20 protein-coding genes and 1 pseudogene are annotated in these 18,596 nt (G+C 75.2%); 8 read left to right on the forward strand and 13 right to left on the reverse strand.

Going from position 1 to position 18,596, the window contains the following annotated elements; genetic code table 11:
* Window positions 1–27 precede the first annotated feature (27 nt).
* Complete coding sequence (locus B5Y66_RS18660; protein WP_079576111.1) at window positions 28–438, forward strand: hypothetical protein; 411 nt, start codon at window positions 28–30, stop codon at window positions 436–438.
* Between the two features lie 32 nt (window positions 439–470).
* On the opposite strand, the gene B5Y66_RS18665 is transcribed toward B5Y66_RS18660, so the two are convergent.
* On the reverse strand, window positions 471–836 hold the full coding sequence (locus B5Y66_RS18665) for a VOC family protein (protein ID WP_079576112.1): 366 nt from the start codon (window positions 834–836) through the stop codon (window positions 471–473).
* Between the two features lie 205 nt (window positions 837–1,041).
* Between B5Y66_RS18665 and B5Y66_RS18670 the strand changes: the two genes are divergently transcribed.
* A complete protein-coding gene (locus tag B5Y66_RS18670) occupies window positions 1,042–1,929 on the forward strand; it encodes an SGNH/GDSL hydrolase family protein (RefSeq protein WP_079576113.1) in 888 nt (295 codons plus the stop codon).
* 22 nt (window positions 1,930–1,951) lie between these two features.
* Here the strand turns inward: B5Y66_RS18670 and B5Y66_RS18675 are convergent, their stop codons facing one another.
* The 4 genes and pseudogenes from B5Y66_RS18675 to B5Y66_RS18690 form a co-directional block, all read right to left on the reverse strand.
* Complete coding sequence (locus B5Y66_RS18675) at window positions 1,952–2,452, reverse strand: YbaK/EbsC family protein (protein WP_079576335.1); 501 nt, start codon at window positions 2,450–2,452, stop codon at window positions 1,952–1,954.
* A 153-nt stretch (window positions 2,453–2,605) separates the two neighbouring features.
* A pseudogene (locus B5Y66_RS18680) lies at window positions 2,606–3,607 on the reverse strand (AI-2E family transporter); the annotation flags it as partial.
* Between the two features lie 43 nt (window positions 3,608–3,650).
* Window positions 3,651–4,835: a magnesium/cobalt transporter CorA gene (gene corA / locus B5Y66_RS18685; RefSeq protein ID WP_079576114.1), complete on the reverse strand. Its 1,185-nt coding sequence runs from the start codon at window positions 4,833–4,835 to the stop codon at window positions 3,651–3,653.
* A 348-nt stretch (window positions 4,836–5,183) separates the two neighbouring features.
* On the reverse strand, window positions 5,184–6,227 hold the full coding sequence (locus B5Y66_RS18690) for a zinc-binding dehydrogenase (protein ID WP_407656410.1): 1,044 nt from the start codon (window positions 6,225–6,227) through the stop codon (window positions 5,184–5,186).
* A gap of 108 nt (window positions 6,228–6,335) precedes the next feature.
* Between B5Y66_RS18690 and B5Y66_RS18695 the strand changes: the two genes are divergently transcribed.
* On the forward strand, window positions 6,336–8,654 hold the full coding sequence (locus tag B5Y66_RS18695; protein ID WP_079576115.1) for a M28 family peptidase: 2,319 nt from the start codon (window positions 6,336–6,338) through the stop codon (window positions 8,652–8,654).
* 6 nt (window positions 8,655–8,660) lie between these two features.
* Here the strand turns inward: B5Y66_RS18695 and B5Y66_RS18700 are convergent, their stop codons facing one another.
* The 3 genes from B5Y66_RS18700 to B5Y66_RS18710 form a co-directional block, all read right to left on the reverse strand.
* The gene (locus B5Y66_RS18700; protein ID WP_079576116.1) at window positions 8,661–9,035 is read right to left on the reverse strand and encodes an MmcQ/YjbR family DNA-binding protein; all 375 of its coding nucleotides are present in this window, start codon (window positions 9,033–9,035) and stop codon (window positions 8,661–8,663) included.
* Between the two features lie 96 nt (window positions 9,036–9,131).
* A complete protein-coding gene (locus B5Y66_RS18705) occupies window positions 9,132–9,980 on the reverse strand; it encodes a hypothetical protein (protein ID WP_079576117.1) in 849 nt (282 codons plus the stop codon).
* A gap of 182 nt (window positions 9,981–10,162) precedes the next feature.
* Window positions 10,163–11,122, reverse strand: coding sequence for an NAD(P)/FAD-dependent oxidoreductase (locus B5Y66_RS18710; protein WP_079576118.1), 960 nt, complete (start codon window positions 11,120–11,122; stop codon window positions 10,163–10,165).
* Window positions 11,123–11,180: 58 nt separating this feature from the next.
* Between B5Y66_RS18710 and B5Y66_RS18715 the strand changes: the two genes are divergently transcribed.
* Genes B5Y66_RS18715 through B5Y66_RS18725 form a run of 3 tightly spaced genes read left to right on the forward strand, consistent with a single transcriptional unit; the run spans window position 11,181 to window position 13,773 of the window.
* Complete coding sequence (locus B5Y66_RS18715; RefSeq protein WP_079576119.1) at window positions 11,181–11,681, forward strand: MerR family transcriptional regulator; 501 nt, start codon at window positions 11,181–11,183, stop codon at window positions 11,679–11,681.
* Window positions 11,678–12,775 carry a P1 family peptidase gene (locus tag B5Y66_RS18720; RefSeq protein ID WP_079576120.1) on the forward strand — a complete coding sequence of 366 codons (1,098 nt, stop codon included), beginning with the start codon at window positions 11,678–11,680 and terminating at the stop codon, window positions 12,773–12,775. Before B5Y66_RS18715 ends, B5Y66_RS18720 begins: the two co-directional genes overlap by 4 nt.
* Before the next feature lie 5 nt (window positions 12,776–12,780).
* A complete protein-coding gene (locus B5Y66_RS18725; RefSeq protein ID WP_079576121.1) occupies window positions 12,781–13,773 on the forward strand; it encodes a hypothetical protein in 993 nt (330 codons plus the stop codon).
* Between the two features lie 131 nt (window positions 13,774–13,904).
* Here B5Y66_RS18725 and B5Y66_RS18730 read toward each other — a convergent pair whose 3' ends face one another.
* The 5 genes from B5Y66_RS18730 to B5Y66_RS18750 all read right to left on the reverse strand — a co-directional run bounded on the left by B5Y66_RS18730 (window position 13,905) and on the right by B5Y66_RS18750 (window position 17,512).
* Window positions 13,905–14,498 (reverse strand): HhH-GPD-type base excision DNA repair protein, encoded by a 594-nt coding sequence (locus tag B5Y66_RS18730; RefSeq protein WP_079576122.1) that lies wholly within the window; start codon window positions 14,496–14,498, stop codon window positions 13,905–13,907.
* A 51-nt stretch (window positions 14,499–14,549) separates the two neighbouring features.
* Window positions 14,550–15,086 (reverse strand): putative immunity protein, encoded by a 537-nt coding sequence (locus tag B5Y66_RS18735; protein ID WP_079576123.1) that lies wholly within the window; start codon window positions 15,084–15,086, stop codon window positions 14,550–14,552.
* A gap of 37 nt (window positions 15,087–15,123) precedes the next feature.
* A complete protein-coding gene (locus B5Y66_RS18740) occupies window positions 15,124–15,993 on the reverse strand; it encodes an ABC transporter permease (protein ID WP_079576124.1) in 870 nt (289 codons plus the stop codon).
* Window positions 15,990–16,955 (reverse strand): ABC transporter ATP-binding protein, encoded by a 966-nt coding sequence (locus tag B5Y66_RS18745; protein ID WP_079576125.1) that lies wholly within the window; start codon window positions 16,953–16,955, stop codon window positions 15,990–15,992. Before B5Y66_RS18745 ends, B5Y66_RS18740 begins: the two co-directional genes overlap by 4 nt.
* Before the next feature lie 92 nt (window positions 16,956–17,047).
* Entirely contained in the window at window positions 17,048–17,512 is a 465-nt protein-coding gene (locus B5Y66_RS18750; protein WP_079576126.1) for a PNPOx family protein, read from the reverse strand.
* 49 nt (window positions 17,513–17,561) lie between these two features.
* Between B5Y66_RS18750 and B5Y66_RS18755 the strand changes: the two genes are divergently transcribed.
* Both B5Y66_RS18755 and B5Y66_RS18760 read left to right on the forward strand, forming a co-directional pair.
* A complete protein-coding gene (locus B5Y66_RS18755) occupies window positions 17,562–18,023 on the forward strand; it encodes an anthrone oxygenase family protein (RefSeq protein WP_139820985.1) in 462 nt (153 codons plus the stop codon).
* A 129-nt stretch (window positions 18,024–18,152) separates the two neighbouring features.
* Entirely contained in the window at window positions 18,153–18,593 is a 441-nt protein-coding gene (locus B5Y66_RS18760) for a CoA-binding protein (protein WP_079576128.1), read from the forward strand.
* The last annotated feature ends 3 nt before the right edge of the window (window positions 18,594–18,596 follow it).

Consider the following 18,596-nt stretch of genomic DNA (forward strand, 5'->3'; position numbering starts at 1 on the left):
CGGCCCGCGGTCGCCTACGGTGCCGACATGCCTGCGCCCGAGACACCCACCGCCCTGCCCACGGACTGGATCGAGCACCGCCGCCCCGAGGACCGGGAGGCGCTCGGCTGGCTGCGCCCCGCGGGTGACGACTGGGTGGCGGTGTCCCTCCTCGGCCGGGACCTGAGCGGTCCGCTCGACTGGACCGACGCCGAGGAGACGCTCGAGGCGACGGGGCTGACCTGGATGGCCGACGTCTGGATGCTCGAGCGCGACGACGACGAGCCGCTGCGCGTGCGGCTCGTCGAGGTCACGCCCGACCACGTCGTCGTGCAGACCGACGACTTCGGTGCGATCGACGTCGCCGTCGAGCGGTTCGAGCTGCCCTGGCCGGCGCCGCTCGCGCTGCGCCCGCGGCGCGACGGGGACCCCGACGGCCGGGTGTTCTTCGCCGGCTGACCTCGCGGGTGAGCGGTTCGCTCGGGACGGTCTCAGCCGGCGTCGGTCGTGCCCTCGTAGAGCCCGATCCTGTTGCCGTCCGGATCCTGCACCGCGGCCCACCAGCTGGTCGGGCTGATCTCCGACTTCTCCCTGATCACCGTGCCGCCCAGCCCGCTCACCTTCGCGAGCGTGTCGTCGATGGAGTCGACCTCGACGTAGCTGCGGGGCTGGTCGAACCCGTCGTCCCGGGGCGCGAGCCCGCCGCCGCTGATCTCGTTGGGTGCCCGCCACATCGGGTAGCCCTCGAACCCCGGCGGCTCCGCGATCTGCCAGCCGAACAGGCCGGAGTAGAAGCCCGTGGCCCGCTCCTTGTCCGTGACGGGGATGTCGATGTGCGTGATGTCGCCGTGAGCCATCGTGGTGCTCCTTCGCCGGAGATCGGCCCGTGTCGGGCGGCAGCTGCCGCTCGCTTCCACGCTAACCACGGTCGCGGGCCGTGGCCGGGCCGGTGCCAGGGGCAAGGATCCTCGGCGCGTCGCGTGGTAGACGGCGTCGCACGTCGTGATACTCGGTCTCGGCGTTCAACGACGAACGCCCGCGGACACACCAGGGAGCTGTCTCATGCACCATGCACGTCGCACTCACCGCACCGCCAGGGCCGCCCTCGCCGCGGCCTCCGCCGTCGTCGTCACCGCCGCGGGTCTCGTCACGGCCGCCGCGCCCGCCGGAGCGGCACCCGCGCCCGACCGGTACGTCGCGCTCGGCGACTCCTACTCCGCCGGGTCCGGCATCCTGCCGCCCGATCCCGACGCCCCGCTCGCCTGCCTGCGCACCACGCTCAACTACCCGCACTTCGTCGCGGACCGCCTCGGCGTGGACCTCGTCGACGTCACCTGCGGCGCGGCGCAGACGTCGGACCTCGCGACGGCCCAGTACCCCGGCGTCGCGCCGCAGCTCGACGCCGTCACCGACGACACCGACCTCGTGACCCTGACGATCGGGGGCAACGACAACGGCACCTTCATCGGGGCGCTGCTGGCGTGCGGCTCTGCCGGCGCCCTCACGGCGGGCCGCGGCAACCCGTGCGAGCGCACCTACGGCGACCGGTTCACGAGCCAGGTCGAGGAGTCCACCTACCCGGCCGTCCGGCAGGCGCTCGAGGACATCCGGGCCCGGGCCCCGCACGCCCGGGTCGCGATCCTCGGCTACCCCTGGATCGTGCCCGCCGAGAAGGGCTGCTTCGCCAAGCTGCCCGTCGCCGCCGGCGACGTGCCCTACCTGCGCGACCTGCAGGCCACGCTCAACGGCGTCATCGAGCGGGCGGCCGAGGAGGCGGGCGCGACGTTCGTCGACCTCGCGGAGCGCAGCGAGGGCCGCGACGCGTGCGCCCCGGCCGGCGAGCGCTGGGTGGAGCCGCTGCTGTTCGGCACGAACGTCGTGCCCGTGCATCCGAACGCGCGCGGCGAGAGCGCGATGGCCGACGCCGCGCTGGACGCGCTGGGCTACTGACCGCCGAGCGACCGCACGGGGATCATTCCGCGGGCGGCACGACCGGGGTCGGCGTGCCGCCCGTGATCCGCACCAGCTCGTCGTACGAGGTCGGGAAGACGGTCTTCGCGTGGCCGGCGGCGGCCCACACGACGTCGTGGCCGCGCAGGTCGACGTCGACGAGCGTGCGCACCGGGGCGGGGTGGCCCACGGGCGCGACGCCGCCGATCACCTGGCCCGTGGCGTCGCGCACCGTCTCCTTGCTCGCCCGCGCGAGCCGGCCGCCGAGGCGCGAGCCGAGGTAGTCGGTGTCGACGCGGTGCGCGCCGCTGGTCAGGACGAGCACCGGCGCGTCGTCGAGCGTGAAGACGAGGGAGTTCGCGATCGCGCCGACCGGGACGCCGAGGGCCTCGGCAGCGCGCGCGGCCGTGGTCGCGTGGTCGTCGAGCCAGCGGATCTCCCCGTCGGCACCCTCGGCGTCCAGGGCGGTACGGACCCGGTCGACGGCGGGGTGCGAGGGCGCGTGGTCCGGCGCCGTCGCCACGACGGTCGGCGTGGCCTGCCCGGTGGTGGCCTGCTCGGTGGTGACCGCGCCGGTGGTTGCCGCGGCGGGGAGCTCGTCCTCGGGCGTGACGTCGTCGCCGGAGAGCCACCGCAGCCAGACGGTGCGGGGGTCGCCCTCGAGCACGAGAGCCCGCACCAGCAGGGTCAGCGGGATCGCGAGGATGGCGCCGAGCGGGCCGATGACGAAGGTCCAGAAGACCACCGACACGAAGCTCAGCGTGAGGCTCAGGCTCACCGCGTCCGACACGAACTTCGGCTGCACCAGCACCTGCAGCACCACGTTCACCACGCAGTAGACCGCCCCGACCGCGAGGGCCAGCGGCCAGCCGCCCACGACGAACGCCATGATGACCGGCGGGATGAGGCCCAGCACGAAGCCGATGTTCGGGATGAAGTTGGTGACGAACGCGAGGATCGCCCACACGACGGGCGCGGGCACGCCGAGCAGGGCCAGCGCGAAGCCGTCGACGATCGCGACGACGGCGCCGAACGAGGCGTTGACGACGAAGTACCGCCGCACGCCCGAGCTGAACCGGGTGGCGCGCGCGATCTGGGCGGAGTGCGTCGCGCCGAACACGCGGGACGCGGTGGCGTACCGGGCGGCGTCGGCGGCCATGAAGATCGCGTACGCGAGGACGAAGAAGAGCGCGGTCGCGACCGCCAAGACGATGCTGCTCACGCTCCCCGCCACGGCGAGCATGCGCGACGGCTCCACGAACGACGTCGCGGCGTCGGCGATCTGGGCGTCCAGGCCCAGGGCGGACAGCTGTGCCGCGATCTCGGCGACCGACTGCTGGAGCTGGCCGAGGTACTCGCGCACCAGGCCGGCGAACTGGAAGCCGGCGAACACCAGCATCGCGAGCAGTGCCGCCAGGATGAGATAGGCGACCACGATCACGGCGGTCGTCGCGGCCCAGCGCGGCCACCCCCGGGCCTCCAGCGGGTGGCGCACGGGGTGGCAGATGATGACGATCACCGCGGCGAGGAACACGGGGGCCAGGACGTCCGACGCCCAGTACATCCCGGCGAGGACCAGGACTGCGGCCCCGAGGGACAGCAGGGTGCGGGTGGCGGGGTTGAGGCCGCCGTGGTCGGTGGTCGGGGTGCCGGGGCCGGTCGCCGGGGTCGAGGTCACCCCGCGACCCTAGCGACCGTGACCGGCGAGGGCGCGCCCGTGCTCAGATCCAGCGCTTCCAGCGGAACACGGCGAACAGCGCCACGCTCACGCTGAGCATGGCCACGAGGGCCGCCGGGTAGCCCCACGCCCAGTGCAGCTCGGGCATGTCGTCGAAGTTCATCCCGTAGACGGTGCCCACCAGCGTCGGGGCGAAGAGGATGGCCGCCCAGCCGGAGATCTTCTTGACCTCCTCGCCCTGACGGATGCTCACCTCGGTGAGGTGGGTCATCTCCTCGTTCTGGCGCTGGGCCACGAGCGTGGCGTTCACGGTGAGGATGTCGCGCAGTGCGGCGCGGAACGACTCGACACGGTCGGCGACCTCGGTGAGGTGGTCGGCGACGTCGCGCAGGTACGCCTGCATCTCCTCGGTGACGCCGTACTTCTCAGCACCCTTGGCCAGCGAGCCGCAGACGCGCTGCAGGGGGCGCACGGCCCGCTGGAACTCGACGACCTCGCGGGAGAGCTCGTAGATGCGCCGCGAGACCGCCGCGTCGCCGCCGAACACCTCGGACTCGATCTCGTCGATGTCGCCGTCGAGCCCTGTCACGACGGGGGCGTAGTCGTCGACCACGCGGTCGACGATCGCGTAGAGCACCGACTCGGGGCCGCGGGCCAGCATGGCGGGGTGCGCCTCGAGGTGGGTGCGCACCGCGGCCAGGTCGGGGCACGCTCCGTGCCGCACCGTGACGACGAAGTCCGGGCCGACGAAGACGTGCAGCTCGGAGAACTCCACCTCCTCCGCTTGGTCCAGGTACCTGGCGGCGTGCAGCACGACGAACAGCGTCTCGCCGTAGCGCTCGATCTTGGGCCGCTGGTGCGCGACGATCGCGTCCTCGACGGCGAGCGGGTGCAGGTCGAACTCACGGGCGAGCGAGGCCAGCTCGGTCTCGTCGGGACGCTCGAGCCCGATCCACGCCATCCCGCCCGGGTGGGCGCGCAGCTCGCGGAACGTGTCGGCGAGACGGGTGAAGCCCGCCACCCGGCGCCCGTCGGCGTCGTACAGGGCGGACTCGACGATGGACGTCCGGCCGGGCAGGTCGCGGCGGTCGGTGTCGGTGCGGGCGCTGCCGAGGCGCCCGCCGGCGCCGCTCGCGGGCGTGCCGCGGCGGGGGCGCAGCGCGCCGAGCAGGGGGCGGGTGCGGACCGTGCGGGAGCTGGTGACGGCGCGGGTGGAGGTGACGGACATGGCGGACTCCGAGCGTGCATCTGGGCGTGCAGGGACGAGGGACGGTCGTCGGTCCCGCGACTGCGGCTGGGAGGCACCCGGGATCGTCAGGGGTGCTCGGAGATCGGTGGCGCACCGGTGCGCCACGGCCGCCCGGCGAAGGCCGGGCGGGGAGCCGTCAGTCGCGGCTCGGACTACTGGGAGGCTCGCTACGGGTCATGTGCGCGCACCTCCCTCGTCGTCCGCGGCGGTCGCCGCTGCTGCTCAGGCCGTCGGCCAGCATAACCGCGCTCGCGCGCCGGGGCCACGCCCGGGCGGGGGCGGGCAGGGTGATCTCCGCGACGTCGGCGAGGAGTCGGTGGCGGGAGATCAGCGCCGCGGGTCGACGACGACCATCCCTGCGCGCGGGGTGTCGGCCAGCCCCGGCAGCAGGCGCGCGCCCTCGGCGAGCCCGACGACCCGGTCGACGAGGTCGGCCGGACGCAGGGTGCCGTCGGCGACGCGGGCCAGCATCTCCGGGTAGTCGGCAGCTGCCATCCCGTGGCTGCCGAGCACGTCCAGCTCCCAGCCGATCACGCGGGACATGGGGACGCGGGGGTGGCCGCCGACCGGCGGGAGCAGACCGACCTGCACGTGCCGCCCGCGGCGGCGGAGGCTCTGGACCGCGTCGGCGCAGGTGCGCTCGCTGCCGACCGCGTCGACGCTCACGTGACAGCCGCCGGTGAGGTCCTGCACCGCGGCGGGCACGTCGACCCCCTCGTCGGCGCGGACCGTGTGCGCGGCGCCGGCCCGGCGCGCGGCGTCGAGCGCGCCGTCGTGCCGGTCGACGGCGACGACGCGGGCGCCGAGCGCCGCGGCGACCATGACGGCGCTGAGGCCCACCCCGCCCGCGCCGACCACGACCACCCACTCGTCCCGGCGCACGCGGGCGCGGCCCGCCACCGCGCGGTAGGCCGTGGCGAAGCGGCACCCGAGGCTCGCGGCGGTGGCGTCGTCCACGTCGTCCGGCAGGGCGACGAGGTTGGTGTCGGCGGCGTGCAGCACGACGAGCTCCGCGAACGACCCGGCGTGCGTGAACCCCGGCTGGGTCTGGTCGGGGCAGACCTGCGCCTGCCCGGAGCGGCACCACGCGCACCGCCCGCACCCGCACACGAACGGCGAGGTGACGCGGTCGCCCTCCCGCCAGCACTCGACGCCCTCGCCGACGGCGGCCACGACGCCCGCCAGCTCATGGCCGGGGACGTGGGGGAGCGAGGTGATGTCGGTGTCGTGGCCCGCCCAGGCGTGCCAGTCGCTGAGGCACAGCCCGCTCGCGTGGACGCGCACGACGACGCCGCCGGGCGGGGCTGCGGGGGCGGGCACGTCGCGGACCGCGACGTGCCCGCCGAACCGGTCGAACGTCATCGCGCGCACGGGGCGATCCAACCACGCCCGTACCGGCGTCCCGCGTCGTCGGGCTCGGGCGCCCGGCACGCGGGTCACGATTGGGCCACGACGCGCGGGCGCCGCTAGCGTGCGCGCGTGACCCAGACCCGGTCGCGGGCGACGTCGCTCGCGTGCTCCCTGTTCCTGCTCGTCCTCGCCGCCCTCGCGGTGTGGTCGGTGCTGCCGCCGTCCCCGCGCGGCGCCGGCGCCGCCGCGGACGAGTTCAGCGCCGAGCGCGCGTTCGCGACGGTCGAGGCGATCGGCACCGAGGTGCACCCGCACGGCACCGCCGCGGCCGCCGCGGTGCGCGACACGATCGTGGCGGACCTCGAGGAGCTCGGGCTCGACCCGGAGGTGACCGACGGCGTCGGCATGTCCGGGCGGCTCGGGGACCAGAGCCGGGTCGCGGCCACGAAGAACGTCGTCGCGACCCTCCCCGGCACCGACTCCACCGGGCCGGTGTTCCTCGTCGCGCACTACGACTCGGCCGAGGTGTCGCACGGCGCCAACGACGACGGCGCCGGCGTCGCGACGCTGCTGGAGACCGCCCGTGCGCTCGGTGCCGGCGAGCCCCTGCGCAACGACGTCGTGCTGGTCTTCACCGACGCCGAGGAGGCCTGCCTGTGCGGGGCCGAGGCGTTCGCGCACGCCGACCCGCGCGCCGCCGACGGGGGCGTGGTGGTCAACGTCGAGGCTCGCGGCTCGTCGGGCCCGGCGATCATGTTCGAGACCTCCGACGGCAACGCCGCCCTCGTCGACGCGTACGCGCACGTGCCGTATCCCGTGGGTAGCTCGCTCGCCGTCGAGGTGTACCGGATCCTGCCGAACGACACGGACTTCTCCCCGTTCCTCGACGACCCCGAGGGCCGCTTCACCGGCCTCAACTCCGCGTACATCGACGGGTCGGCCACCTACCACGCACCGCAGGACACCCCCGAGCGGATGTCCCTGGCGAGCCTGCAGCACCACGGCTCGAACATGCTCGCCCTCGCGCAGGAGCTGGGTGACGGCGACGCCGCCGCACTGGCGACACCGTCCGCGGACGACGCCACCTACTTCCCGCTGCCGGGCGGCGTGCTCGCGCGCTACCCCGGGTGGCTCGTGTGGCCGCTCGCCGTCGCCGCCGTGCTCGCGGTGGGCGCCCTGGCCGTCCTCCTCGTCCGGCGCGGCGAGGCGGGCGGCGAGCGCACGACCGCCGGCCGCCTCGCGGTCGGGTTCGCGTCCGCCCTCGTCCCGCTCGTCGGCGCCGTCGCGGGCTCGATCGCGCTCTGGTGGGTCATGGGCCTGGTGCGGCCCGGCTACGGCGAGATGCTCGACCCGTGGCGGCCCTGGGGCTTCCGCGTCGCCCTGCTCGGCATCGTCGCCACCGTGCTCACCGCGTGGTTCGTCGGCCTGCGCCGGTCGCTCGGCGGGCCCGCGCTCGCGGTCGGGGCGCTCGGCTGGCTCGCCGTCCTCGGCGTGGTGCTCGCCGCCCTCACCCCCGGGGGCTCGTACCTCGCTGCGCTGCCGGCCCTCGCGGGCGCCGTGGCCGGCCTGATCGCGCTGACGGCGGCGCGCCGGGTGGTCGGGCGCCGGGTGGTCGTGACCCTGGGCGCGGCCGTGGGCGTCCTCGTCCTCGTGCCGATCGTGCTCCTGTTCTTCCCGGCGCTCGGCCTGGCGACGGGCGCGGCGCCCGCCGTCGTGGCAGCGCTGCTGGGCCTGGCGCTCACTCCGGTCCTCGCCGTGCTGTGGCCGCGGGGGCGGCGGCCCGCGCTCGGGCTGGTGGGCGGGTGCGCCGCGGTGGGGGTCGTGGCGCTGGTTGTCGGCTTCGTCACGGACCCGTTCGACGCCGAGCACCCGGAGCCCACCCGCCTCGCGTACGCGTTGGACGCCGACACCGGCACGGCGCACTGGGTGTCCGACGAGACCACCCCCAGCGACTGGACGGCGCGGTACGCGGACACGGAGACCGACATGTCCGAGCGGTTCCCGATGTTCGACGGGGAGGTGTACGCGGGCGACGCCGAGGCGGCGGACCTGCCCGCCCCCGTGGTCGACGTCCTGGACGCCGAGCCCGCCGGGGACGCGCGTGTCCTCACGGTGCGCGTGACCCCGGGCGAGGGCGAGCCGATCGGCACGGCCGGTGCCCTGCGGTACGTGCAGCTGAACGCCGCCGGGGTCCGGAGCGCGACCGTGGCGGGCCGGGCGGTCCCGGTCGACGGCGGCGCGCTCGACACCCGCTTCTACGCCCCGGGCACCGACGGGTTCGAGGTGGAGCTCACCGTCGCGGCCGGGGAGCCGCTGGACCTGCGCGTCGTCGCCGCGGGCGGCGGGCTGGAGGGACTGCCCGGGTTCGTCGAGCGCCCCGCCGACGTCGGGGTGGCCGGGTCGCACACGTCCGAGCTGGTGCTGGTCGGGACGTCGGTCACGCTCTGACCGGCGTCAGCCCGCGGGCTCGGGGCGGTCGACGGCATCGGCCAGCTGTCGCGGCGCCTGGATGCAGTAGGAGTCGGTGAGCAGCTCGGCCATCTCGTCCCAGTCGGTGCCGCCGTCCAGCACGACGCCGACGGCGTCGACGCCCCAGCCCGCCCGGAAGTACGGGTGGCCGAGGTGCTCGAACGCCCGCACCTCCTGCGGCTCGGCGCGGAAGGTGACGCGGAAGAGCTGGTCCTCACCGCCGAAGACGTGCGCCACCGTGGCCTTGCGCACCCGCCACCTGACGCCGGTCCAGGCGTCCTCCTCGTGACACTCCGGGAACCGGAGCAGGCCACGGAGTCGCTCCACGAGTGCGGGCGGGACGTCGGGGCGGTCGGGCACCCGACGAATGTGCCACGGCCCACCGACAGGGGTGGCCCGGACGGCGTCGTCGGCGTCGACGAGCCAGGGCCCGTGCCCGCCCGTCGGCGACCCCGGTCAGCCGAGGCGCGCGCTGACCACCAGCTCCTCGCCGACGTCCAGGCGCACGTCGACGAGCCGCACGCCGGGCGGCAGGGCGGCCGCCAGGTCGACCCGGCGGTGCGCCGCCGCCTCCACGCGCCCACGGACGGCGCCGAGCATCGCGGCGACCAGCGGGTTGCCGCTGGAGATGTGCACGTCGCCGACGGTGAGCACCATCGCGGCGTCGACCGACGCGGACGCCGTCGCGGACACGCCCGCGGAGAGGAAGCCCTTGCGGATCTTCGCCTCGATCCGCAGGCCCGCCGCGCGGGGACCGTGCTGGTCGACCTGCACGTCGAGGTCGCTGAGCGTGATGCCCTGCGACTGCAGCGACACGGCGAGCAGCCCGTGCACGGTCGCGACGAGGCCGGCGCGGGACACCGCGACGCGGGCGTCACCGATCACCGGGTGCGCGTCGTCGGGCTCGACGGCCTCGAAACCGACCTGACCGTCCGAGCCCTCCACCCAGGCGAACCGCAGGCCCTCGGCCTCGGCGGTGACGTCCACGGGCAGGTCGACGGCGGTCAGCGGGTGGGCGTCGACGCGCAGGCGCCGCACGGTGCCCTCCGCGCGGGCGGCCACCGACGCGGGGGACCAGACGGCCCCGGGGGCCTTCTGCTGCGCGCCGAACGCCACGCCCGTGAGGTCGACCTCGAGCGAGGCGACGTCGGTGCCGTCCAGGTCGGCGGCGATCCGGGCTCGGTCCAGCCCGGCGACGCCGGGTCCGGCCGCCCGCGCGGCGAGCTCGCGCAGGCGTGCGGCGAGGTCGGCGCCGGTCGTGGGGCGCGGGGCGGGGCCGAGCGGCAGGAGGTGCGCGGAGGTCATGCGCGCGAGCCTAGTCGGCGGGGCCGAGGTGCGACGTCGCTGCGAGGTCGGCCAGTGTCCGGTTGCGCCAGAGGTCGTCGTGGGTGAGGTGCGTGATGGCGCCGGGCGAGGTCGGAGGTCGTGACCCGGACCGGGCGCGAGGGATCGTCGCGTCGCGTCAGCCGGCGGAGCTCGGCGGACCGTCAGTGCGCGAGCCCGAGGAGGTCGCCGTCGATGGCAGCGGCCGCCATCTGCCCGGCGGCCATCGCGGCCGTCACGGAGCTCAGGGGCATCGGGAAGTCGGCGGTGTGCGCCAGGTCGCCCGCGGCGAAGACGCCGGCCAGGCTCGTGCGGCCCATCGGGTCGACACCGACGCAGCCCGACTCCCGCAGGTCCAGGCCGAGCTGGGCGGCGAACGGCGCCGCCTGGTGGAGCGTCGGCGCCACCATGATCCCGCCCAGGTCGAGCGTGTCCCCGTCGACGAGCACGGCGCGGGCACCGGCGCGGCCGCCGGGGGACGTCGCGGCCTCGAGGCGCAGGACCTTCTCGGGGCGCACGTCGACGTCGTGGTCCGCGAGGACGTCGCGCACCTCGGGGTCGAGCTCGCCGCCGTCCGTCAGCACCACCAGTCTGGTGGCGATCCGCTCCATGAGCAGTGCGACGCGGGCGACGTGGGGGGCCGAACCGAGCACGCCGACGGTGGTGCCGGAGAACTCGTGGCCGTGGCAGTACGGGCAGTGCGCGGCCACCGTGCCGAACAGCTCGGCGAGGCCCGGTACCGAGGGCAGCTCGTCGCGCACGCCGGTGGCGAGCAGCAGGCGCCGGGCGGTCACGTCGCCGCCGTCCGTGCGCACGACGAACCCCGCCGCGGGCGAGGCGGGGTCGAGCGGGGCGACCTCGTGCGCGGTGGCCCGGCGGAGCTCGACGGTGTCGTACGCGGCGAGCGTGCGGTGTGCGACGGCACGGAACTCGGCGGGCGGGGTGCCGTCGAAGCCGAGCACGTTGTGCATCGCGTCGGTGGGGTCGTTGCGGTACCTGCCGGAGTCGAGCAGGACGACGTCACGGTGGGTGCGGCCCAGGGTGAGGGCGGCCTGGAGGCCGGCCGGGCCGGCGCCGACGACGATCGCGTCGTGGAGGGTGGGGTCGTTCGCGTCGCTGGTCACGGGTGCTCCTTCGTGGGTGGGGTTGCGTCCGGGACCCAGCCTGTGACTTCATGTCAACATGAAGTCAAGCGATGAGGCGACGGTGCCCGCGGCAGGTGCGGCAGGTGCGTCGGGCACGCGGACGTGGAGCGTCGGCGAGCTCGCCGAGCGCTTCGGCCTGGAGACGCACGTGCTGCGCTACTGGGAGGACGTCGGCCTGCTCGCCCCCGGGCGCGACGGCGCGGGCCGGCGACGGTACGGGCCCGACGACGTCGTGCGGGTCGCGACGATCCTCAGCTCCAAGGTCGCGGGCATGAGCCTGGAGCAGATCCAGGTGCTGCTCGACGCCGAGGCGCGCGACCGGCACGAGGTGCTCACCGCGCACCTCGCCGAGCTCGACCGCCGTCAGGAGGAGATCGACCGCTCCCGGCACATGACCGAGCACGCGCTGTCGTGCCGGGCGCACGACATCGCCACGTGCCCGCGGTTCCGCGAGCACGTGCGGGACCTCGTGGACGGCACCCGGACCTGGCGCGACATGCACCCGACGCGCCTCGTCCCCGTGGAGGAGCGGGCATGAGCGGGCCCGAGGGGCCGGGCGCCCGGCCGGGGCCGCGGGAGCTCGGCGTCGTCGTCGGCGGCCTGCCCACCGGCCCGGCCAACGCGATCACCGACGTCACGGGCGTGCGGGTCGGCCACACCACGTTGCACGAGGGCGAGCGCCTGCACACCGGCGTGACCGCCGTCGTCCCCGACGCGCTGGGCGCCGGGCCGGGGCAGCGGCGCACGCTGCCGTGCGGGCTGTTCGTGGGCAACGGGTACGGCAAGCTCGTGGGCGCGACGCAGCTCGAGCAGCTCGGCGCGATCGAGACGCCGGTCCTCCTCACCGCGACGCTCTCCGCGTTCCGCGCGGCCGACGCGCTCGTGACCCACGTGCTCGGGTGGCCCGGCTACGAGGACGTGCGCACGCTCAACCCCGTCGTGGGGGAGACGAACGACGGGTACCTCTCGGACATCCGCGCACGGCCGATCACCGAGGCGCACGTGCTCGCGGCGCTCGCCGGCGCCACCCCCGGCCCGGTGGAGCAGGGCTGCGTCGGGGCCGGGGCGGGCACGGTCGCGCTCGGCTACAAGGGCGGGATCGGGACGTCGTCGCGTCTGGTCGAGGTGGCCGGCGTGACGCGCACCGTGGGTGCACTGGTGCAGTCGAACTTCTCCGGCACCCTCACCGTGCGGGGCGTTCTGCTGCCCGCGGCCGAGGTGCTGGGGTACCCGCCCGCGCCGGCGCCGGACGGCAACTCCTGCATGATCGTCGTCGCCACGGACGCGCCGCTCGACGCGCGACGCCTGGAGCGGGTGGCGCGGCGCGCGGTGATCGCGATGGACCGCGTGGGCTCCGACTTCGCCCACGGCAGCGGCGACTACGGCCTGGCGCTCAGCACCGCCGACCCCGCCGAGCCCCTGGTGCCCGACGACGCGCTGGACCCGGTGTTCGCCGCTGTCATGGACGCCGTGGAGGAGGCATTGCTGGCGTCGGTGTTCACAGCCGTCACGACCGTCGGACACCGGGGCTCGCGGGCAGGAGTGCCGCACGAGCGGGTGCGGGAGCGGTTGCGCGCCGCCGGGTGGTCGCCGGGGCGAACGGCCCGTGACGAGGCCGGGCCGCGGGCGTAGCGTCCATGCGTACCCCACGCATCCTCGCCGTCCTGCTGTCCACGATGCTCGCGGCGACCACGGTCGCGACCGCCGCCGCGGCACCGCCACACCACGACCATCACCACGGCCACCACGCCGACCCGTCTCTCCTGACGTCCGGGCTGTCCGGCGGGGCCGGCTCCACCATCGGCCCCGACGGGGCCCTCTACGTCACCGAACCCGTGTCCGGGGAGGTCTCCCGGATCGACCGCCGCACCGGCGCCGCCTCGATCTCCGTCTCGGGCCTGCCCGTGCAGCAGCCCGGGACTCCCGGCGGCGCCGTCGACGTCGCGTTCCGCGGCCACACCGCGTACGTCCTCGTGACGCTCGCGGACCCGCAGGTCTCGGGCCTGTACCGGATCGGCCGCGACGGCACGGCACGGCCTGTCGCCGACATCGGCGCCTGGTCGATCGACCACCCGCCGAAGACCGACTACTTCGTCCCCTCCGGCGTGCAGTACGCCATGGAGCCGTACCGCCGGGGGTTCCTCGTCACCGACGGCCATCACAACCGGGTGCTGTACGTGACGCCGGACGGCTCGATCGCGCAGGTCCGCGCGTTCGGCAACGTCGTGCCGACCGGGCTCGAGACCGTCGGCCGGACCGTCCTGGTCGCCCAGGCGGGGCCGGTGCCGCACCTGCCGCGCGACGGCCGGGTCGTCGCCTTCACCCCGTGGAGGCACGGCACCCACCAGATCGCCTCCGGCGGACGCCTGCTCGTCGACGTCGAGAAGGGCCGAGGTGGGCTGTACGCGCTCGCCCAGGGCCACTTCACCCCGGGAAACCCCGAGGGGTCGCCCGCCGACCCCGACACCGGCCAGGTGATGAAGGCCGGGCGGCACGGCGTCCTGCGAGCCGTGGCGACCGGGCTCGACCGGCCGACGTCCTTCGAGATCGTCGGACGCCACGCCTACGTCGTCACGCTCGACGGGGAGGTGTGGAAGGTCCCGCTCCCGCGCGCGCACCACGGCCGCTGAGCCGGCCCCACCGTGCGACCGCCGCCGGGGGCCGCGAGACCCGCCCTGACGGCGGTCGCCGGCCGTCCGTCAGGCGCCATCTGCGCGACGGCGGGCCGCGCCGGCGTCACCTTCCGGCGATCTGGCGCGCGTCAGTCCTTCGCCGCCTTCGCCGCGGCCTTCTGCGCCTTCTTGAAGGTCCGCACCTCGGCGAGCGACTCCGCGCTGGTCACGTCGGCGATCGAGCGGCGCGAGCCCTCGTCGCCGTAATGACCCGCGGCCTCCTGCCATCCGGCGGGCCCGACGCCGCGCTGCTTGCCCAACAGCGCGAGGAAGATCTTGGCCTTCTGTTCTCCGAAGCCAGGCAGGGCGCGCAGCCGTGCGAGCACCTCGGTGCCCGTGGCGGGACCCTCCGCGCCCGGCGTCGTCCAGAGCTTCGCGACGTCGCCGTCGTAGTCGTCCACGATCACGTGTGCGAGCGCCTGCACGCGGCCCGCCATCGACCGCCCGTACCGGTGGATCGCCGGAGGAGTGGTCGCGAGCGTGACGAACTCGTCGGGGTCGGCGTCCGCCACCGCCTGCGGGTCGATGCTGCCCAGCCGGTCGCGGATCTTGCGCGGCCCCGCGAACGCGTGCTCCATCGGGTACTGCTGGTCGAGCAGCATGCCCACGAGGAGTGCGAACATGTCGTCGCTCAGCAGCGCGTCCGTGTCGGGGTCGCCGGTGATCCACAGCGTGGTGCTCATGCCGCCATCATGCCCGAGAGCACGGATCCAGGCCGTCCCCCGGATGATCCCTCACCGTGGCTCGCGCAGGGCGGCGTCCAGGGCGCACATGAGCTCTGCGACCCGGTTCTTCGCGCGGGGCGGCGGGGGGTAGCGGCGTAGCACGTCGACGACCACGGGGGTGGCTCGGTGCCGGGCCGCCTCGATCGACCGCCCCGCGGCTTCCGGGGCGCCGGTGGCGAGCTCGGCGATGTGGGCAGCGCTGGCCGGGGCACGCAGGATGTGGCCCACCTGAGTCGCCCGTGCCATGGGGTGGAGGTAGGCGGCGGCCGCGGCGTCGCCCGCCGACCGCGCGGCCAGACGGGCCGCCTCGGAGCCTGCGTCCCGTGCCGCCCGGTGCGCGTCGAGCGCCGTGACGCGCTGCAGCCTCGTGCGACGCTCGCCGCCGACGAACTCCCATGCGGCCGCGAGCGCGGTCCGAGGCCGCGGATCCTCGGGCCGCGCCGCCTCGAAGGTGGGCAGGACGGCCTCGGCGCTCTCGGCGACGAAGCGGGCCACCGCCCGCAGCTCGTCCATCGTGAGGTCGAAGTCGCCGGAGACGGTGGCCATGCCCGTCATTGTCCCGTCACTCGCCCGTGCGGGGGTGTCAGGCGTCGCGCCGCCGGGCGGTGACGGCGGCCGCCGCGAGCACGGCGACGGCGTAGCCGGCCAGCAGCGCGAACCCGGCGCCCGGCGCGAGCAGGCCGTCCGGCGTCGGTCCGGTCGCGATGACACGCTCGCCCGCGACGGTGGGGAGGTACGCGTAGACGTCCTGCGCCCAGGCGGCGGACCCCGCGAGCACCTGCAACAGGAGCGGCAGCACCAGCAGCACGCCGACCGCGGTGGCGATCGCCGCGGCCGTGCTGCGCCACAGCGCGCCGATGCCGAAGGACAACGCGGCCACCGCCACGAGGTAGGCGACCGTGCCGCCGAGGGCCCGCAGCTGCTCGCCGTCGCCGGGGTCCAGCGCCAGGCCGTCCGCGGACAGCATCGACGCGGTGGCCAGCCACGCCGCCCCGAGGCCGACGACGGCGAGCATCGCCGTCGTCGCGGCCACCACCAGGAGCTTGGCCGACAGCACCTGCAGGCGACGCGGCACGGCGGCGAACGTCGCGCGGATCGTGCCCGAGGAGTACTCGCCGGTGATGGTCAGCACGGCCAGCACCGCCACGGTCAGCTGGGCGAAGCCGTAGCCGAACGTCACCGCGACGACGCCGCTCGGAACTGCCAGGCGCGGGTCGGCGTCCATCGTCTGCTGCATGCCGGGGGACTCCGCCGCGGCGCCGAGTGCCGACGCCATGAGCACCGCGAGCCCGGCCATGAGCAGCACCGTCAGCGCGACGCCCCACCACTGGGAGCGCAGGGACCACAGCTTGAGCCACTCCGAGCGCAGCGCGTGCCCGAACGTGACGCGGGCGTCGTCGGGCGTCGTGTCGTCGCGGTGCCCGACCGGGCCCGCGGTCGTCGTCGCGCTCATGGCTGGTCTCCCGTGGTCGTGGTCGGGCTGATGGAGCCGGCGGCGGCGAGGTCGTCGGTGCGGTACTCGACGGCGTCCGCGGTGAGCTCCAGGTAGGCGTCCTCGAGGGTCGAGGCCACCGGCGTCAGCTCGTGCAGCGCGACACCGGCCGTGAGGGCGATCTCGCCGACCGCCGCGGCGTCGAGGCCGGTGACCTCCAGCGTCCCGTCGTGCACGAGGTCGGGGACGGTGATCGTCGCCCCCGCGTGCTCCAGCGCGGACCGCAGGACCGAGGGTCCGGGCGTGCGCACGGTGACCGCGCGGCGCGAGACCGCCTCGACGACGTCGCGGACCGGCGCGTCCGCAAGGATGCGGCCGCGTCCGATGACGATGACGTGGTCGGCGGTGAGCGCCATCTCGGTCATGAGGTGGCTGGACAGGAAGACGGTGCGGCCCTCGGCGGCGAGCCGTCGCGCGAGGTGGCGCACCCAGAGCACGCCCTCGGGGTCGAGGCCGTTGACGGGCTCGTCGAGGACGAGGGTGCGCGGGTCGCCCAGCAGCGCGACGGCGATCCCGAGCCGCTGGCCCATGCCGAGCGAGAACCCTCCCACGCGCTTGCGGGCCACCGACCCGAGGCCGGTGAGCTCGACGACCTCGTCCACGCGCCGGTCCGCCAGCCCGTGGGTGGCGGCCAGGGCGCGCAAGTGTGCCCGGGCGGTCCGGCCGGGGTGCACCGCCCGCGCCTCGAGCAGCGCGCCCACCTCGGTGAGCGGCGAACGGTGCCGCACGTACGGGCGGCCGTTGACCGTGACGGATCCCCCGGAGGGGCGGTCGAGCCCCATGATCATGCGCATGGTGGTGGACTTCCCGGCGCCGTTGGGGCCGAGGAAGCCGGTGACGACGCCGGGGCGCACCGTGAAGGTCACGCCGTCGACGGCGGTCGTGCTCCCGTAGACCTTGGACAGTCCCTGTGCCTCGATCATGCTGTCGAACGTACGGCGGGTGACCGGCGTCACAGCACCGGGAAGCCCCTGAAAGTGACCCTGGCCCGCGTGGGCCCGACCCGGGGGGACCCTTACGCCGAAGCCCCGGTCCGGAGGCGGCGGAGCCGTCCGACGAGGAACTGCTGGATGCCGACCAGCCCCGACGCCGTCCCGACGAACCCGCCGAGCAGGCCGCGCGCCTCGGCGGCGTCGACCACGCGGAGCTGGTCCGCGCGGTAGTCGACGCCCTTGCGCGTGAGGCGGTACGAGCCCGCGGCGCGCACGTTGCGGCACCAGTCGACGTCCGGCCCCCAGGGCAGGGGAGTGAGGACGAGGACGTCGCGGTACTCCCCGATCTCCACCGGGTCGCCGGGCTGCGCGACCCGCGTGTCGATCGGCGCGCGGGCCGCGAACGCGACCACCGGCGTGTGGTACTCCCGCCCGCTCTTGCGGCCGACGTGGTGCAGCGTGACCCACGGCGGCACGCGCGAGCTCACCTTCAGGGCGTAGGGGTTGAAGCGCTTGGTGGCCTTGGCGACGGCGGGAGGCACGGGCATGCGGTCCATCCTGCTGCGCCGGGGGCGCTCCCGCTGGTTGGATGGGCCCATGGACCTCTGGGACGTGCTCCTCGTGCTGACCGCGCTGGTCACCGGCCTGGCGGGCGGGGTGTTCGCGGCGTTCTCGACCTTCGTCGTCGCGGGGCTGCGCCGGCTCGACCAGGCCGACGCCGCGGCGGCGATGGCGGCGATCAACGAGGACGCGGTCCGGCCGCCCTTCATGACGCTGTTCGGGGCGGCCCTGGTGGTGCCGGTGGCGGCCGCCGTGGTGGGCCTGGTCGCCGGCCACGACGGCGCGTGGCTGGTCGTGGCGAGCGCCGTCGTCGTGGTGGTGGGCATGCTCGGCGTGACGGCGGTCGGCAACGTGCCGCTGAACAACCAGCTCATGGCGCACCGTGACGCCGGCGGGTGGGCGGCGTTCGACCGGCCCTGGTCCCGGCTCAACCACGTGCGCACGGTCGCGTGCGCCGCGTCGTGCGCGCTCGCGGGGGCGGCGCTCGCGGTGGGATGACGGATCTGGCCACGGATCGATGACGGGTCCACGACGGATCGATGACGGATCGGACGACGAGGGGGACGCATGAGGATCAGGGACCCGCGCGACTGGAACAGGCCGATCGAGGTGCCGGTTGCACGAGACATGGGCACACCAGAGGCCACCGAGACGTCCCAGGACAGCACGACCGACGTCGAGGCCACCATCGATCGCGTCCTCGACGAGACCACCACCTGGGCGGTCGTCGGCCTGTCGACCAACACGGAACGTGCTGCGCACGGCGTCGCGGGAGTCCTGCAGCGCGCCGGCAAGCGGATCGTGCCGGTGCACCCGAGCGCCGCGACCGTGCACGGAGAGCCGGGCTACGCGTCGCTCGGGGACATCCCGTTCCCCGTCGACGTCGTCGACGTCTTCGTCCGCTCCGAGCTCGCGGGCGACGTCGCCGACCAGGCGATCGCCATCGGCGCCAAGGCGGTGTGGTTCCAGCTCGACGTCATCGACGAGGACGCCGCCGCCCGCGTGCGCGCCGCCGGCCTCGACATGGTGATGGACCGCTGCCCGGCCATCGAGCTCGGTCGGCGGTAGCAG

It is taken from the genome of Krasilnikoviella flava, assembly GCF_900167525.1.
Taxonomy (GTDB): Bacteria; Actinomycetota; Actinomycetes; order Actinomycetales; family Cellulomonadaceae; genus Isoptericola; species Isoptericola flavus.

Bases quoted from the DNA above. Each gene is read 5' to 3' on its own strand.
- B5Y66_RS18660 (WP_079576111.1), top strand. From the start codon at position 28: ATGCCTGCGCCCGAGACACCCACCGCCCTGCCCACGGACTGGATCGAG.
- B5Y66_RS18665 (WP_079576112.1), bottom strand. From the start codon at position 836: ATGGCTCACGGCGACATCACGCACATCGACATCCCCGTCACGGACAAG.
- B5Y66_RS18670 (WP_079576113.1), top strand. From the start codon at position 1,042: ATGCACCATGCACGTCGCACTCACCGCACCGCCAGGGCCGCCCTCGCC.
- corA (WP_079576114.1), bottom strand. From the start codon at position 4,835: ATGTCCGTCACCTCCACCCGCGCCGTCACCAGCTCCCGCACGGTCCGC.
- B5Y66_RS18705 (WP_079576117.1), bottom strand. From the start codon at position 9,980: ATGACCTCCGCGCACCTCCTGCCGCTCGGCCCCGCCCCGCGCCCCACG.
- B5Y66_RS18715 (WP_079576119.1), top strand. From the start codon at position 11,181: ATGAAGTCAAGCGATGAGGCGACGGTGCCCGCGGCAGGTGCGGCAGGT.
- B5Y66_RS18720 (WP_079576120.1), top strand. From the start codon at position 11,678: ATGAGCGGGCCCGAGGGGCCGGGCGCCCGGCCGGGGCCGCGGGAGCTC.
- B5Y66_RS18725 (WP_079576121.1), top strand. From the start codon at position 12,781: ATGCGTACCCCACGCATCCTCGCCGTCCTGCTGTCCACGATGCTCGCG.
- B5Y66_RS18730 (WP_079576122.1), bottom strand. From the start codon at position 14,498: ATGAGCACCACGCTGTGGATCACCGGCGACCCCGACACGGACGCGCTG.
- B5Y66_RS18735 (WP_079576123.1), bottom strand. From the start codon at position 15,086: ATGGCCACCGTCTCCGGCGACTTCGACCTCACGATGGACGAGCTGCGG.
- B5Y66_RS18740 (WP_079576124.1), bottom strand. From the start codon at position 15,993: ATGAGCGCGACGACGACCGCGGGCCCGGTCGGGCACCGCGACGACACG.
- B5Y66_RS18745 (WP_079576125.1), bottom strand. From the start codon at position 16,955: ATGATCGAGGCACAGGGACTGTCCAAGGTCTACGGGAGCACGACCGCC.
- B5Y66_RS18750 (WP_079576126.1), bottom strand. From the start codon at position 17,512: ATGCCCGTGCCTCCCGCCGTCGCCAAGGCCACCAAGCGCTTCAACCCC.
- B5Y66_RS18755 (WP_139820985.1), top strand. From the start codon at position 17,562: ATGGACCTCTGGGACGTGCTCCTCGTGCTGACCGCGCTGGTCACCGGC.
- B5Y66_RS18760 (WP_079576128.1), top strand. From the start codon at position 18,153: ATGGGCACACCAGAGGCCACCGAGACGTCCCAGGACAGCACGACCGAC.